This window comes from Clostridium sp. 1001283B150225_161107_B6 (assembly GCF_015556325.1).
Lineage (GTDB): Bacteria > Bacillota > Clostridia > Lachnospirales > Lachnospiraceae > Enterocloster.
On record NZ_JADNMD010000003.1, the window covers coordinates 463,971 to 480,074 of the forward strand.

General features: G+C 52.5%; 13 protein-coding genes and 1 riboswitch. Of the genes, 3 read left to right on the top strand and 10 right to left on the bottom strand.

Going from position 1 to position 16,104, the window contains the following annotated elements; translation table 11 throughout:
* Positions 1–65: 65 nt before the first annotated feature.
* Genes hydE through I2H39_RS10680 form a run of 7 tightly spaced genes read right to left on the bottom strand, consistent with a single transcriptional unit; the run spans position 66 to position 7,748 of the window.
* A complete protein-coding gene (gene hydE / locus I2H39_RS10650; protein WP_195626496.1) occupies positions 66–1,112 on the bottom strand; it encodes a [FeFe] hydrogenase H-cluster radical SAM maturase HydE in 1,047 nt (348 codons plus the stop codon).
* On the bottom strand, positions 1,112–1,921 hold the full coding sequence (locus I2H39_RS10655) for an ABC transporter ATP-binding protein (RefSeq protein WP_195626427.1): 810 nt from the start codon (positions 1,919–1,921) through the stop codon (positions 1,112–1,114). Before I2H39_RS10655 ends, hydE begins: the two co-directional genes overlap by 1 nt.
* Positions 1,918–2,937 carry an iron ABC transporter permease gene (locus I2H39_RS10660; RefSeq protein ID WP_138310717.1) on the bottom strand — a complete coding sequence of 340 codons (1,020 nt, stop codon included), beginning with the start codon at positions 2,935–2,937 and terminating at the stop codon, positions 1,918–1,920. The genes I2H39_RS10655 and I2H39_RS10660 overlap by 4 nt, the downstream gene beginning before the upstream one ends.
* 45 nt (positions 2,938–2,982) lie before the next feature.
* Positions 2,983–4,245: an ABC transporter substrate-binding protein gene (locus I2H39_RS10665; RefSeq protein WP_195626428.1), complete on the bottom strand. Its 1,263-nt coding sequence runs from the start codon at positions 4,243–4,245 to the stop codon at positions 2,983–2,985.
* Between the two features lie 17 nt (positions 4,246–4,262).
* Positions 4,263–5,585, bottom strand: coding sequence for a nitrogenase component 1 (locus tag I2H39_RS10670; protein WP_195626429.1), 1,323 nt, complete (start codon positions 5,583–5,585; stop codon positions 4,263–4,265).
* Entirely contained in the window at positions 5,567–6,976 is a 1,410-nt protein-coding gene (locus tag I2H39_RS10675) for a nitrogenase component 1 (protein ID WP_195626430.1), read from the bottom strand. The genes I2H39_RS10670 and I2H39_RS10675 overlap by 19 nt, the downstream gene beginning before the upstream one ends.
* Complete coding sequence (locus tag I2H39_RS10680; RefSeq protein WP_195626431.1) at positions 6,969–7,748, bottom strand: nitrogenase iron protein NifH; 780 nt, start codon at positions 7,746–7,748, stop codon at positions 6,969–6,971. Before I2H39_RS10680 ends, I2H39_RS10675 begins: the two co-directional genes overlap by 8 nt.
* A gap of 414 nt (positions 7,749–8,162) precedes the next feature.
* Between I2H39_RS10680 and I2H39_RS10685 the strand changes: the two genes are divergently transcribed.
* Positions 8,163–8,414, top strand: a complete 252-nt coding sequence (locus I2H39_RS10685; RefSeq protein ID WP_027641985.1) for a TM1266 family iron-only hydrogenase system putative regulator — start codon at positions 8,163–8,165, stop codon at positions 8,412–8,414.
* Between the two features lie 19 nt (positions 8,415–8,433).
* Positions 8,434–8,748 (top strand): DUF1622 domain-containing protein, encoded by a 315-nt coding sequence (locus I2H39_RS10690; RefSeq protein WP_138310722.1) that lies wholly within the window; start codon positions 8,434–8,436, stop codon positions 8,746–8,748.
* 144 nt (positions 8,749–8,892) lie between these two features.
* On the opposite strand, the gene mfd is transcribed toward I2H39_RS10690, so the two are convergent.
* The 3 genes from mfd to I2H39_RS10705 form a co-directional block, all read right to left on the bottom strand.
* Positions 8,893–12,495 (bottom strand): transcription-repair coupling factor, encoded by a 3,603-nt coding sequence (mfd, locus tag I2H39_RS10695; RefSeq protein WP_195626432.1) that lies wholly within the window; start codon positions 12,493–12,495, stop codon positions 8,893–8,895.
* A gap of 18 nt (positions 12,496–12,513) precedes the next feature.
* Positions 12,514–13,083 (bottom strand): aminoacyl-tRNA hydrolase, encoded by a 570-nt coding sequence (gene pth, locus I2H39_RS10700; protein ID WP_171042703.1) that lies wholly within the window; start codon positions 13,081–13,083, stop codon positions 12,514–12,516.
* 350 nt (positions 13,084–13,433) lie between these two features.
* Positions 13,434–14,147 (bottom strand): biosynthetic peptidoglycan transglycosylase, encoded by a 714-nt coding sequence (locus I2H39_RS10705; RefSeq protein ID WP_138310725.1) that lies wholly within the window; start codon positions 14,145–14,147, stop codon positions 13,434–13,436.
* A 237-nt stretch (positions 14,148–14,384) separates the two neighbouring features.
* Positions 14,385–14,480, top strand: a riboswitch (purine riboswitch).
* 117 nt (positions 14,481–14,597) lie between these two features.
* Here I2H39_RS10705 and I2H39_RS10710 point away from each other — a divergent pair.
* A complete protein-coding gene (locus I2H39_RS10710) occupies positions 14,598–16,007 on the top strand; it encodes an NAD(P)/FAD-dependent oxidoreductase (protein WP_138310726.1) in 1,410 nt (469 codons plus the stop codon).
* Positions 16,008–16,104 lie beyond the last annotated feature (97 nt).

Consider the following 16,104-nt stretch of genomic DNA (forward strand, 5'->3'; position numbering starts at 1 on the left):
AGAGGAATTTATACTTAAAGTAACCTTCAAAGTAATTATGAGGATTCAAAGGGCTGTAACTGCCTTTATATTTTTTTGTGGTCGCCCCGGTCTGTCACAACCTCATACCCGATGGATGCCATCCTGCGCTTTAATTCTTTAATATTGGCTGCGGCTTCCACTCCCGTGCTGATTTTATTATCATAAAGCATATACTTTTTCCGCACTTCCAGGGGAGACAGGTTGGGCATCACCACATTGGCCCCTGCCATCACCCCCTGTTCCCTGCCGTCCGGTTCAATGGTTCCCAGGGCTGTGGTGGCTGGCAGCAGCACATCCGGAAGCATAAGCCGTACAATGGCCAGCAGCAAAAGAGTCTGGCGGAGGCTTCCGGCGGGCCTGTCCTTAAAAGGAGTATCATGATGGGGGATGAACGGTCCGATTCCCACCATCTCCGGCTGAAGGCCGTGCATGAATTCCAGGTCCTCCGCAATATGGGCCGTTGTCTGATAGGGCGAGCCCGCCATGATTCCGCAGCCGGTCTGATATCCAATGGCCTTCAGGTTCTGCAGGCACTCCTTCCTGTATTCAGAAGACATCTGAGGGGGATGGAGACTGGCATAATGGCATGGATTAGCTGTCTCATGGCGCAGCAGATAACGGTCCGCCCCCGCATCAAACCACCGCTTGTAAGTACTGTATCCCTTCTCCCCCACAGACAGAGTAACCGCACAGTCCGGGTACTGCTGTTTGATGCGCTCCACCAGATAGGCTATCTTCTCATCCGTAAACCATGGGTCCTCGCCTCCCTGGAGCACAAAGGTCCGAAACCCCAGTCCATAGCCAATCCGGCAGCACTCCATAATCTGTTCCGGCGACAGCCTGTAACGGGACGCCTTCTGGTTGCTCCGCCGGATACCGCAATAGTAGCAGTCATTTTTACAGTAATTAGTAAATTCCATCAGACCGCGTACATAAATCCGGTTCCCGTAATTAGCCAGGGCAGCTTCCCTGGCTTTTTCATACAGATAGGATTCCTCCTCCCCTATGTTATCCAGCAGGAAAATAAATTCCTCCCGAGATAGCATATGGGTTTTTGCCAACTTATCCACCAGTGTGGTCACCTGCTCCATCATGCACCTCTCTCCATTTTATCTTTTAATCCCACAGGCAGGACACAGGTATATGTCCTGTTCCTGAGTTTCAGCGGATACAGCCTGACCTCCACCCCAAACGCCTCATTAAGGTGTTCCTCGCTGAGTATCTCATCTGTGGGTCCAAACAGGGTAGTACCATGGGAAGTGAGCAGCAGCGCTTTTTGGGATATGGAAAGGGCGTGTTCCGGATAATGGGTGTTGACCACGGCGGATATATGTTTTTCCCTGCACAGACGTTCAATGGTTTCCAGTACAATGAGCTGGTTCCTGAAATCCAGGTTGGATTCCGGTTCATCCAGCACAAGGATGGACGGATTCGACGCCAGTGCCCTGGCAATAAGAACCATCTGCAGTTCCCCGCCGCTTATATGGCTGCAGAGCTTACCCTTAAGATATCCGATTCCAATCTCTTCCATACAGTCTCCTGCTATTTCCCAGTCCCTCTTTTTAGGCTGCCCGAAGGTGCCCAGATGCGCATTTCTCCCCAAAAGCACCATTTCCTCTGTGCTGTAGGCAAAGGCAGACGCCTTTGCCTGGGGTACGTATCCCACCTTCCGCCACAGCTGGTTATACGGTATGTCCCTTATGTTGACGCCGTCCACAAAGGTTCCTCCTGTTTTCCATTCCAGAAGGCCCAGCATACATTTAAGCAGGGTGGTCTTGCCTGCGCCGTTGGCCCCCAGGATGGACAGCACCTGGGGCTCATCCAGGGAAACATTCACATGTTCCAGTATACAATCATTGGAGGAATAACCAAATCCCCCGTCCTTCACCTCAAATATCATAAACGGATACCTCCTGTCTTTCTGAGCAGCAATATGAAACAGGGCGCTCCTATAAGGGATGTCAATATGGATACAGGTATTTCCGTGGCCATTACCGACCTGGCCGCAGTATCTATGATAAGCATGAACAGAGCCCCCGACGCCATGCTGGCGGGTACCACGGAGCGGTTGTCATTTCCGAATATCATACGCACCATATGGGGTATGAGAAGCCCTACCCACCCAATCTGCCCGCACATGGAAACCACGGCCGCAGTCACCATGGCTGCCCCCAGAATTACAAGGCTCCGGATTCTCTTCACCGGAATGCCCAGGGACTTTGCCTCGTCCTCAGGAAGGGACATGGTATTGAGTTTCCATCTCAAAAGGAACAAAAGCAGACTTCCCGCAATGATAAAGGGCGCCCCCATAAGAAGGGTGGTCCTGGTGGTGGATGCCATGCTGCCCATGAGCCAGTAGGTGATGGACGGAAGCACGTCCTGTGGGTCCGCCGCATATTTTACCAGGGATACCAGGGCGGAAAACAGGGAGCTGACCACCATGCCTGCCAGTATGACCATCAGCGGAGGTATGGTCCCCCTGACCTGGGCCACGCTCCAGGCCATAAGCACGGCCGCCACCCCGGCCGCCATGGCAAGAGTCTGTATGCCAAAGGCCGGAAGGCCTAACAGGATACCCAGGACAGCGCCAAAGGAGGCCCCGTTGGCAGCTCCCAGGGTATCCGGGGTGGCCAGGGGGTTGGCAAACAGCCCCTGGAATGCTGCCCCGGCAGCAGCCAGTCCTGCTCCGGACAATAGGGCCAGCACCACCCTTGGAAAACGGATATTGGATATGACCGTCCTTACCTGGTCCGACACCTGGACGCCGGGAAAGGAGCCCGGTATCAGCACGGCTGCCAGCTCCTTTGGAGCAATGGTAAAACGTCCGATTGCCATAGCTGCAGCTGCAGCTGCAAAAATCACTGCCAGGGAACCCAGGGTCCAGTACCGGTTCCACGTTTGTTTACTTCCACTCATGGTTATGTTCCATCCTCATATAGTTCTGGTAATATGCCCGGGCACCTATTTCTTATACCCGGCCGCTGCCTCCCGGCCAGGATGGTACATCCTCTGTACCTGCTGGCTGCTCAGCTCCACACCGTACATTTCCTCATAATAATTCTTTACCTCCCGGGTGATATCCACATCCGGGAACAGGTCCGGATATACCTGTTTTGCCATCCACAAAAGAGTCATGGGCGTATCCGTGCTGGGCGTATAGCTCCGGTAGGTTCCCAGGGGAAGCTTGTATACCTGTTTGTCCTGCACTGCTTTTACCGGACTCCAGTCATCCTGTCCCACTGCATTTTCATAGAGGTCCTCAGGCTGGACCGGGGTAAAATTGGTGATGAATATAATGTCCGGATTCCACTCATATACCTGTTCCATGTTGATGACTGCATTGGAATTCTCCGCTGCCACGCCTTCAGCCACATTGCGTCCGCCCACTGCGTCGCACCAGAACTGACCGAAAAATTTCCTGCCTGAGGTCACCATGGTGGTATCGCTGTAATTAAACAGGAACAGGATATTCTTCCTCTCCTCATCCTTTAATCCTGACACCTTGCTCTGGATATCCTCATATACCTTCTGGCTGTATTGGGACACCCGCTCCGATGTATCCCCCTTCTCCGGAAAAATCCGGCTCAGTAGGCCAATCCACTGGTCATACGTCTCTATGCTGTCGTAATTCCATTTATTTACAGATACTGCAACTGCCGCAAATCCGGCAGAGCGCAGGGCCTCCCCTATTTCCTTGCTGCCTGCATTGTAAAATACCACATCCGGTTCCAGCTTCATGAGTTCTTCCATGTTGATGTCGCTGCCGTTCATGAAATCCGTACTGGCATCCAGGATGTCGGGAAACAGCTCTCCCAAAAGCCCTGTTTTGGCAGCGCTCATGCTGGCGGGGGCCATTCCCACTATCTTTTCCCCGGACCCCAGGAACACGGTGATGATGGAGGGAAGCGGCAGTATATCCGTAACCACCACCCGGTTCACTTCCCCGGGTATCTCCACCTGATTGCCTGCATGGTCTGTTATGACCACTGTGCCGCCGGACCGGGAGGTCTGCGGTTCCCTCCGGCCCTTGTCTGCACTCTGGCCCTCATCAGGGTTCTGACCGCTGTCATTCTGTCCCTTGTCATTCTGTCCCTTGTCCTCCTGACGCTGACTTTCTGCAGCCTGACCGCCTGGGGCAGACGCCCCCGATGCCCCGGACTGGCAGCCAGAAAGTCCTGCTGCCCCAAGACACACACCTAAAATGATTGCTGTTAGCTTTTTCATAATACCTCTTCCTCCATTTATTTTTCCCCGGAACAATCCAAAGAGCACACAAAGGGCTTCATAATGCTGTGATACATTCTGCCTGAACATGCCTCATGGGGAAAATCCACAAACACCCTATTTCTGTCAGCAGGGCATACCTGACGGTATAAGGGGTCAGCCACCACAACCGTACTCTCCGCTATACCGGAAATAACTTCATCCTCATCCCAGTCAATGATATCTCCTTCCATGGCCAGGTCCTTCTCTCCTCCGGCCGGACAAAGCACCGTCACCTGGTCAGCTCCAAATTCCTCCCTCAGGCTGCACCGCAGGGAACCGGCAATGACCTGTTCCCCGATTATAAGTACCCTCTCACCGGACAAATCATCCGGCAGCCCGGAAAGCCCCAGGTCAGGCCGGGCAGCCCCGGCGGAACCGGCCTCCGGCTGAAGCGAATTTGAATCCGGCTGCAGCGCATTTTCAGCATGTTCAAACAAACAGCGGTTCTCACCTGCTTCCGCCGCCTGCCTGATATACCCTGCCAGCCGTTCAGATGTCAATCTTCCCACAGGTGTTCCCACCACGTAAGGTATTCCGTACAGCTCCTTTAACGCTCCGGCCGCAGGCAGCCCCGCTGCTGATACCACCAGATTTACGTCTGCCAGGCCGGCCAGACGCAGTTCATCCAGACTGCTTTCCATGGCCCAGCAGCCCCCGTTCTCCATTCCATGGTCACTGAGAAAATCCTTTAGTCTGGCAGTATTTCCCGTAAGTGAAAAATCCAGCGGGGTAACGCCCAGGACATTCACCCTCAGGGCATGCTCCCGTTCCGTCCCCTTGCGGCTGGTTCCGTCCGGGCTGCCTGTATTTCCCGCCAGCTTTTGCAGCTCCGCTCCGGGCGGACAGAACCGTTTCACAATCTGCCTCAGCGCCTCCCCTGCCCCGCGGACATAGGAGTGCATTCCATTGGTGGCAATGCCGAAGGTTGGGATACCGGTCTGTTTTTCAATCATCCTGGCAATTCCCTTAAAGTCAGTCCCCATCATCATGGGAATCGGGGTTCCTCCCATACATATGAACGCCGGATGAAGATTCGCTGCAGCGTCCACAATATCCTGCACCAGCTTTCCGTCATCCCCCATGACTGCTTCCAGCTCCGACAGAGCCGAAATATACACCATGCTGTCCATGGAGTACCATCTGGGCTCATCGTGGGTGGTATAGGTGGAATTACAGCCTGAAGCATCATGCATCACCGTCATTCCGCCCAGCTCATACAGGGCCGAGCAGACCCCTGATATATCTGCCGCATATACCGGCAGAATCCGGTTTGTCCGTTTCAACAGCAGCACCCCCATCCTTTTACCTGTATCAGTTTTTCCGTATCCTTTTCTTCCCTGGCAGCCTCCTCCATCATGGCGGACAGCTCCAGGATGCCGCCGTAACCGTACAGTCCTCCGTCCTCCACCATGTTTACAAAATAAGGCGTTCCTGTGAAATAGGCAGCCTTCTGTCCCACTGCCAGCACTTTTCCTCCCCTTTCCTGATGCCATGTCCTGGGAAGCACCGCCATCTTGTGGTACACCGTGGGACAGAGCAGCATCCGGGGACAATGTTCTTTCAGCCAGGCAAGCGTACCCTCCTCCTCCGGCGATATGGTATCCGCATAAATCCGTTCCACCCGGAAACCGCATTTCACAAACAGCCTGGCCATTCCCAGCGGTCTGGAAGAAACCGTATAGTCAATGGCCACCGACCATCCCTCCAGTTTCCTTGCAAGCGTTTCAAGGGCCGTCTCCGCCTTCTGCCACAGCTGGTCCAGTTCCCCGTCTTTCCACACCGCATTAAAGTCCAGTTCCAGCAAATCCGACAGGCATTTCCAGTGCTCCCTTATCTGTTCCCAGTCATAGCTCACCGGCAGATAGACCCACTCCTGTCCCAGGCGCTCACTGAGTTCTTTCGCAGCAGGACGCCCCAGCGGATTTGTCACCAGATTGAGCCGCGATGATGCCATGGCCTCATATTCCCCGAAGTCCCGGCAGGTGCATATATCTTTTAGGGAAAATCCGTTTTTTTCCAATATAGTGTGCAGCTCTGAGCTCCTTCCCATGGCCAGGTTATTGCCAATGATATTTATCTGCTGCCTGTGCATATCTGCCGGCTTTAACAGGGAATACAGCTGTTTTCTCATGAACGGGTCCGGCGGCATCTTTGTCTTTCTCATAATGGGGTTCATCCAGCACTGCACGAAGCCCACCTGCGGAAACCGTGTGTTCAGCTCCCGGAATACCATTTTCATATCTGTTCCAAGAAAATGATGGATACAGCTGGTAAACAGCAGCAGGGCCCTTGGCAGCACCGGCAGACCCTCCAGGATATGGGTCACGCCCTCAATGATGATATCCTCACAGTTCCCCTCCAGCACCGACTCCTCATCCACGGATATAGTGGAAAAACGGCGGCTGTCATTCAGCTCTGCAGCAGACAATACAACGCCCCGCAGGCAGCTCTGGGCACACACGAACACCTGGTGGCTCTCCGGCAGCAGCATCCCGATATGCACAATGGTCCATCCTCCCCTGGCCGGGGCGCTGTACTCCAATCCGTAGGTAAACGGGGCCAGGCTGTCCACCTGGGACAGCGCAAGGGCCGCGTCCTGGCCTGCTGTACTCTGTCCGGTTCTATTCTGCCCGGTTATGCTCCGCCCGGCTATCCCCTCCCCGGCACATTCATGCAGTTTCTTAAGCATAGGCTCTCTTCACCTCTTCCTCCCCGCAGGCCGCGAGAACAGCATCCGCCATTTTCCTGTACTGACCCGCAATGCCGCTGTCCGGATAAGCTTCCATGACCGTCTTTCCAAGCTCCTCCGCCTCTCCCACCAGGGAGCTGTAATCCAGGGAAGCTATGATTTCCGTTCCCATATCCTCTGCCAGCTCCTCCACCTTTTCCTGTTCCCGCTTCACGCCTCTGCGGTTAAGGAGGATGCCTCCCAGGCTGGCATACCCTCTGGCCTCAAAGGATTTCACTGCTGTGGCAATATTGGCGGCCGCATAGATGGCCATGTTTTCCCCGGATGTAACAATAAATACCTTGTCCGCATACCCCTCCCGGATGGGCATGGCAAACCCGCCGCAGACAACATCGCCCAGCACATCATAAATGACCACGTCCGGCTTATAAACCTCAAATGCATTTCTCTCCTCCAATGCCTCAAAAGCAGTGATGATTCCCCGCCCGGCGCACCCCATGCCGGGGGTAGGTCCTCCTGCCTCAGCGCAGAGCACACCCTTGCTTCCCTCTGTCACCAGTTCGTCCAGACCCGCCTTATCTCCCTTTGCCCGGATTATATCCAGGATGGAGGCCACGGTCAGTCCCTGATGAAGCTGTATGGTGGAATCCGCCTTTGGGTCGCAGCCTATCTGCATTACTTTGTACCCCCGCTCCGCCAGGGCCACTGACAAATTAGATGAGATGGTGGACTTTCCGATTCCGCCTTTTCCGTAAACCGCTATCTTTAACATATCTTTCCTTCCCCTCTGTTCTTGAAATAAAAAACCTCTCTCTGAAATTCAGAGAGAGGATATAATCAACAAGTCACGGCTTCCGCTGCAGGCACATAAGCCACACCCACAAACAGCGCACACCGGAAAATAACACAAACCGGCGCCTGCACAGCCAGGACAGTTCCGCTCTCTCTTTATCTCAGGGTTGCTTCGCATCAGAGAAAGGTTCTATTTAGTTACTACCATCATATTCCAGCTCCCGTGAAAAAGCAAGGGTTAAAAAAATATCTTGTCCTGCGCATTTTATTAGGCTTTACGAAAGGCCGGGACCCATGATATCATAACCACAGACAACCGCGACCCGCATATGGGTGTGCATCTGATTTTTGCAGAGCCCTGCCGGGTAAAAAACAATAAGGGAGGTTATACTTTATGGAAGACCGTCTGGCTGTTATCAGCTGTATCATAAGCAACCCTGACTCTGTGGCAACGGTAAACGAAAAATTCCACCTTCAGTCCAGTCTGATTATTGCCCGTCTGGGCGTTCCCTGCCGGGATTACGGGGTCTCCGTCATCAGCGTGGTTCTTCACGGAACCCAGAACCAAATCAGTTCCTTTGCCGGGGACCTGGGAAAGGTAGACGGTGTAAAGGTGAAATCCATTCAGGTGCCGGTCAACAAATAAAAGAAAGGGAAGGAACCCCATGGAACATTTGGAATGGCTGCTGTCCCTGGTAGCAAACATCGCAATCATTATATTTGAATTTATCGGCGTGGGCATCATCATATACTCAGGCCTCACAAGTTTCCTTAAATTCCTCCGCAAGTCCCCGGACACCAAGATTTATCTGGCAAAGGGCCTGGCCATGGGACTGGAATTCAAAATGGGAAGCGAAATCCTGCGCACGGTCGTGGTCCGGGAGTGGAAGGAAATAGGAATCGTGGCCGGCATCATTGCCCTGAGAGCCGCCCTTACCTTCCTGATTCACTGGGAAATCAAGGAAGAGGAACGGGCCTGATACACACAGTAAGGCCGCGCTGCAGGGAAAATATCTCCCCGCTTAGCGCGGTCTTTCTTGTGTCATGGTATGAACTGGGGGAGTAAAACCGGTTAATGCTCTGCCCTCTGCCGCTTCCCCTGCCACAAGGGCCTCCATAGTCCTCTATAGACGAATCCCGCACATACCCTTCAGTATTTCTTCCGCTCTGCCCATCATCTCAAGGCTGTCCTGGTTCTTATTCCTCCTGTCAATATAGTGGAAGGAGGGCACATCTGCGGGCACCAGCTTCAGGTCCCCTTTGTAAGACCTGACCAGGTCCGGAATCTTTTCCACCTGGAGCTTTGCCTTCTGATACATGGTAAGCCTTACCTCCTGGCGGTTAATCACCACTTCTGTCACATATGCCCGGTGGGCCAGGGCCCTGATGGCCGCTATCTTAAGCAGGTTCTCCACACTGCGGGGTATATCCCCGAACCGGTCCATAAGCTCATCCTGCATATCCATATATTCTTCCTCTGTCTCAATGGCAGAGATACGTTTGTAGATATCCAGCTTCTGGTATTCATTCTTGATATAACGTCCGGGAATGTATGCATCGATATCGCATTCCACAACGGTTTCGTAGGAATCCTCCTCCAATGTCTCTCCCTTAAGAGCCAGCACGGCCTGGTTCAGCATTTTGCAGTACAAATCATACCCCACAGCCTCCATGTGTCCGTGCTGCTCCGCGCCCAGTACATTGCCCGCGCCCCGGATTTCCAGGTCCCGCATGGCAATCTTGATTCCGGAACCCAGTTCCGTAAATTCCCGGATGGCCTGGAGACGCTTCTCCGCCTCCTCCCTCAGAAGTTTATCCCTCTTGTACATGAGAAAGGCATAGGAAGTCCTGTTGGAGCGCCCCACACGGCCTCTCAGCTGATACAACTGGGACAGTCCCATGCGGTCCGCATCGTGGATAATCATGGTGTTGGCATTGGGTATATCCAGTCCGGTTTCAATGATGGTGGTGGACACCAGCACATCAATCTCTCCGTTGATGAAATCAGCCATAATCCGTTCCAGCTCATGCTCCCGCATCTGTCCATGTGCAAATGTAACCACTGCATCCGGCACAAGGGCCTGCACACGGCCAGCCACCTCATCAATATCCGTCACACGATTGTATACATAATACACCTGACCGTTTCTTGCCAGCTCACGGTTGATTGCCTCCCGCACCATCTCCTCATTGTACTCCATCACATAGGTCTGGATGGGCGTCCGGTCCACCGGCGGCTCCTCCAGCACGCTCATGTCGCGTATGCCTGCCAGGCTCATATGGAGGGTCCTGGGAATTGGCGTGGCTGTCAGGGTAAGCACATCCACATTTTCCTTCAGATGCTTGATTTTTTCCTTATGGGCAACGCCAAACCGCTGCTCCTCGTCAATAATCAGCAGCCCCAGGTCCTTAAACTGCATATCCTTGGACAGGACCCGGTGGGTCCCGATGACAATGTCCACCATTCCCTTGCGAAGGTCTTCCAGTGTTCTTTTCTGTCTGGCAGGCGTACAGAACCTGGACAGCATATCCACCCGCACCGGGAAATCCTTCATCCTCTGTACGAATGTATTGTAATGCTGCTGGGCCAGAATCGTGGTAGGCACCAGGTACACCACCTGCTTACTGTCCTGTACCGCCTTAAATGCCGCCCTCAGAGCCACCTCTGTCTTGCCGTACCCCACATCACCGCATATGAGCCGGTCCATGATTCTCCTGCTCTCCATGTCCTTCTTTACCGCATCAATGGCATCCATCTGGTCATCGGTTTCATCATAGGGGAACAGCTCCTCAAACTCTCTCTGCCACACCGTATCTGTCCCGTACTGGAATCCGGCCTTCTCCTGGCGCGCCGCATAAAGCTTCACCAAATCCTTGGCAATCTCCTGGACAGCTCCCCGGACCCTGGTCTTGGTTTTATTCCACTCAGTTCCTCCCAGCTTGTTGAGCTTGGGTTTCTTGGCCTCTGCCCCTGCGTATTTCTGGATACTCTCCAGACGGGTGGCCGGCAGATAGAGATTGCCTCCGTCGCCGTACTCAATCTTGATATAGTCCTTAATGACCTTATCCCGCTCGACCTTCTCTATGCCCTTATAGATGCCCAGTCCGTGTTCCTCGTGGACCACATAATCCCCCACCGACAGTTCTGAGAAGCTCTGGATGGCCTTGCCCTGGTAATTTGTTTTTTTCCGGCGTTTCCGCTTTTTCTCCACGCCGAACATATCGCCTTCTGTGATAAATACAAACTTCAAAAGAGGATATTCAAATCCGCGGTGGAGATTGCCGTAGGTAACCAGTATCTCTCCCGGCTGAACCTTGTGGACGGCAGCGCCCGCCGAATCCGTATTCCCGGATTCCGGTATGACATTTTCCTCACCTGGGGAATCTCCCCTTTCGGCAGCCCGCACATCCGGGCAATAAGCCCTCAGGCCGTATTCCCTCAGGTCACTGGCAAGCCTGCTGGCCCTGGTTCTGGATGCGGACAGCAGGATAACCCTGTATCCTTCCTTCTTCCACCTGGTCAAATCCTTGATAAGCATCTCAAAGCTGTTCTGGTATGAGTTCACATTCTTGACATCAATACTGAATTTCCGGTTTACCTTCATACCCGGAAGCTTCTGGTCCAATCCCGTAAGCATGACTGCAACGGGCTTCTGTATTCTGGCCAGGACCTCAGCAGCCGGATACAGAAGCTCGGTCTGGCCCGGCAGCAGATAGCCCTTTTCCAGCCTGTGCACCATGCTTTCCCTGAATTCCAGCTCCACGGTTTCGCCCTTTTCCTTTAACCTGGCAGGCTCATCCAGGTAAATCACGCTTTCCCCCTGGGGGAAATATTCCAGGAAGGAAACCGTATCCGGGCAGAAATACCGGAGATAGGCATCCAGCCCGCCAATCCTCCATCCCTCATCCAGGCCGTTTCTCAGTTCTTCGATAATGGTGTGGATTCTGTGGGCTTCCTCCGGCTTATGCTGCTCCCTTAATGCCTTCTCATATGCCTTTTCTTCCGTTTCCAGCCTTCTGATTCCGGCCGCCAGCTGGTCCCCCGACAATACTACTTCCGCAGCCGGATATATGGTAATGTTCTCTAACTGCTCCACCGAACGCTGGCTCTCCAGGTCAAAGGTCCGGATGGAGTCCACCTCATCATCCCACAGCTCAATGCGCACCGGTACTTCCTCGGTCAGCGGAAAAATGTCCACGATTCCGCCTCTGATGGAGAACTGGCCCATCCCGTCTACCTGGGCCATCCTCTCATAGCCCATGGCAACCAGACGTTCCTTCCAGACATCCAAATCAATTACCTGTCCGCTCTCCACCGATATTGACTGCTCCCTCAGATATTTGAGAGGCAGCAGATGGTCCATAAGACCATCCATGGTGGTAACCACTACCCCCTCTTTGTCCTCCATAAGGTGGCGCAGCACAGCAATCCTCTGCCTGGTCATCAGATTTCCATGAATGTCAGCGCTGTAAAACAGCAGGTCCTTGGCGGGATACAGCCATACCTGGCTGGTAAAGCTGCGGAAATCATCATAGATTTCCTTGGCCCTGGTATCATCATAGGTGACCACCAGTTTCCAGGCAAACGCACTGGCCTCCCCCAGTTCATACATCAGATGTACTTTCTGGGAATCCAGGGTCCCGGTTACCTGTAACGGTCCCTTTCCGGATTTCAGCGCCTGAACCAGATTATCATATTCCTGTAATTCCAATAATGGATTTTCCATTTATCCCTGCACCCCTTATCAACCCTTGTGGCCGTTAAACTGATTCATTGCCGCGTCAGCGCCCTGCGTAATCATCATCTCCACTGCCCCGGCCGCTTCCTTAAACGCATTTTCCATGACAGCCCTGTCCTCCTTGGAGAACCGGCTTAAAACATAATCAGCCAGGTCCATTTTCTTAGGTTTATCGCCCACTCCCACCTTAATGCGTGGGAACTCCTGGGTTCCCAGGTGGGCAATGATATTCTTAATCCCATTATGGCCTCCTGCGCTGCCCTTTTTCCGGATTCGCAGCTGTCCCACATCCAGGCTGATATCATCATATACAATAATAATATGTTCCGGGTCCACTTTATAGAAATCAGCTGCCGCCCTTACGCTCTCACCGCTCAGATTCATAAAGGTCTGGGGCTTTAAGAGCAGCACCTTCTGTCCGCCGATGATTCCTCTTCCGTAACAACCCTTAAATTTTTTCTCCTCCACAGTGGTGCCCAGGCGGTCCGCCAGCACGTCTATGACCTCAAATCCCACATTATGTCTTGTCTTTTCATACTCCCTGGTGGGATTGCCCAAACCTGCAATGATATACATCACCTTGTCGTCCTCCTTACGGCCTTCCGCTTTCTTTCCAAATCCCAGCCGCTCTTTTATTCTCTCCCATATTCCGCTCATATTCCCGCCACTTTACCTTCCAGTTTTATGATTTGTCTTACTCATTCCCTTTGCATTTCCCAATATCTTCCTATTATTCAAAACACGCCTTAAAGCGTTAGATACACACCACATGGGGTATCTAACGCTTTTTTCCGTTCCCTCATTCTATCAGATTACGCTTAAAATGTAAAGCAGATGGAGGCCTCTTTCCTCCATCTGCCGTTCTTTTAATTTTCCAGTCTGCACCCGCCAGCCGCGATACCTGTCTGCAGCTCATGCTCCCGCCGTCACAGGCTGCTTCCCACTGCCATTGTTTCCAAAGCCCGTTCCTCTGTAAAATATCCGCATTCCACCAGGCGGTCCAAAACCTGCTGCTGCCGTCTGGCCGCCAGCTCCTGGCTCACAGTGGGCGCATAGCAGGATGGTGCGTTGGGAATCCCTGCCAGCAATGTGCTCTCATAATCCGTCATGTCCTCAGGCTCTTTGCCGAAATAGCCCATGCTGGCATCTTTTACGCAATAATACCCGTTCCCGTAATAAATCGTATTGACATACAGCTCCAGAATCTCATTCTTGCTGTAATTCCGTTCTAAATCAAATGCCACCAGGACCTCCGCCACCTTGCGGACCAGTTCCTTTTCCTGGCTGAAATACATGTTCTTAGCCAGCTGCTGAGTCACCGTGCTTCCGCCTTCCACAAAGGCTCCTGCCTTTATATCATTAAATACAGCCCTTCCAATGGCAATGACGTCGATTCCCGGATGGTTATAGAATCTGTGGTCCTCCACGGACAGCACTGCATCCACATAAATCTCAGGAAGCTGGTCAAAGGTGGTATAGTTCTCCTTAGCACGTATGGACGCCACCTTATCCTCAAGGCTGACGCTGTCCATGGCCTCCCGGTACATTCCGTAGCCCTTGGCAGCCACTGTCACGCAGAAACACAGCGCCACCGTAAACATGACCGCTGCCACCCATTTTATACCTGTACGCACCTTCATCCTTTCACCCGCTTTCTCTTCTAAATCCTGTATTGTGGAACCATCTTATCTCATATATGTATCATATCACAAGAGAATGCAATAATCTTTGAATTTGCCTTAACATACCGTGACTATTCTCTGACTATTTATGAAATTTTTTCTAAAGGTCTGATTGGTTTTTCTTAAGGATTTGAGCCCCTCATACACAGGTATTTTAAGGCGTTCCGCCCTTGCATAACGCCTCATACTATGCTAAACTATAACCGTTGTGATGCCTGTATAAGTTCATGATTGGATGAACGTTTCTACCAGCTACCGGAATAGTTGACTACATGCTTCTATTTTGCATACTGGTTTTTTTTGTGCCCTGGAATGGATTTTAAAGGGCCAGGGAACGCCGGATGTACCGTATCCTAAGGCATTCCGCGAAACCAGGCAAATCAGGCAGTGAAAGAAAGGAGTTTCCCTATGAATCCAACCACAAATTACGACGTAATCATTATTGGCGCAGGTCCTTCCGGCATCTTCTGCGCGTATGAGTTAATCCAGAAGAAACCTGACATGAAAATCCTCATGGTGGAGAAAGGACGTCCCATTGAAAAGAGGGTTTGTCCAAAACGTACCACCAAGGTATGCGTGGGCTGCAAGCCCTGCTCCATTACCACTGGTTTTGCCGGCGCCGGTGCATTTTCAGACGGCAAGCTGTCCCTTTCCCCAGACGTAGGCGGCAACCTTCCGGAAATCCTGGGTTATGATAAAACCGTTGAACTCTTAAAGGAATCTGACAACATCTACTTAAAATTCGGCGCTGATACCAATGTATACGGCGTGGACAAACAGAACGAAATAGAAGAAATCCGCCGCAAAGCCATTGGGGCTAACTTAAAGCTGATTGAATGCCCCATCCGCCACCTGGGAACAGAGGAAGGCTATAAAATTTATACCCGCCTCCAGGAACATCTTCTGGCCCAGGGCATTACCATGGAGTTCAACACCATGGTCAGGGACATCATCATTGAAGGCAATACCGTAAAGGGTATCATTACAGACAAGGATGAAACCTACTATGCGCCTGAGGTGGTTTCGGCCATTGGACGGGAGGGTTCTGACTGGTTCTCTCATATCTGCGGCAATCACGGAATCCAGACCCAGGTAGGCACCGTGGACATAGGCGTCCGTGTGGAGGTCCGGGATGAGGTCATGAAGTTCTTAAACGAGAACCTGTACGAGGCCAAGCTTGTATACTATACCCCTACCTTTGACGACAAGGTCCGCACCTTCTGCACCAATCCATCCGGAGAAGTGGCCACAGAATACTATGAAAACGGCCTTGCAGTGGTAAACGGCCATGCATACAAATCCAAGGAGTATAAGACTAATAATACCAACTTTGCCCTTCTGGTGAGCAAGAACTTTACCAAGCCCTTCAACGAGCCCATTGAGTACGGCAAGCATATTGCCCAGCTGTCCAATATGCTCTGCGGCGGGAGGATTATGGTCCAGACCTTCGGAGACTTCCAGAGAGGCCGCCGGACCACAGAGGAACGCCTCTGCCGCAACAACCTGATTCCCACACTGAAGGATGCAGTACCCGGCGACCTGTCCCTGGTATTCCCTCACCGCATCATGACGGATATCAAGGAAATGCTGCTGGCCCTGGACAAGGTGACTCCCGGAATTGCCAGCGACGAAACCCTGCTCTACGGCGTGGAGGTCAAGTTCTACTCCAATAAAGTAGTGGTCAACGCTGACTTTGAAACCAGCATCAGAGGACTGCGGGCGATTGGAGACGGCGCATCCGTTACCAGAGGGCTGCAGCAGGCTTCCGCCAACGGCATCAGCGTGGCCAGGAGTATCCTGAAGCAGATGGAAGCATAACAGGCCCTGTCCGGCATACACGGTCATACTCGCCCAAAACCACATAATATCAAAACGTTTGGAACCCCCTAATTATCAAGAGGACTCCAAACGTTTT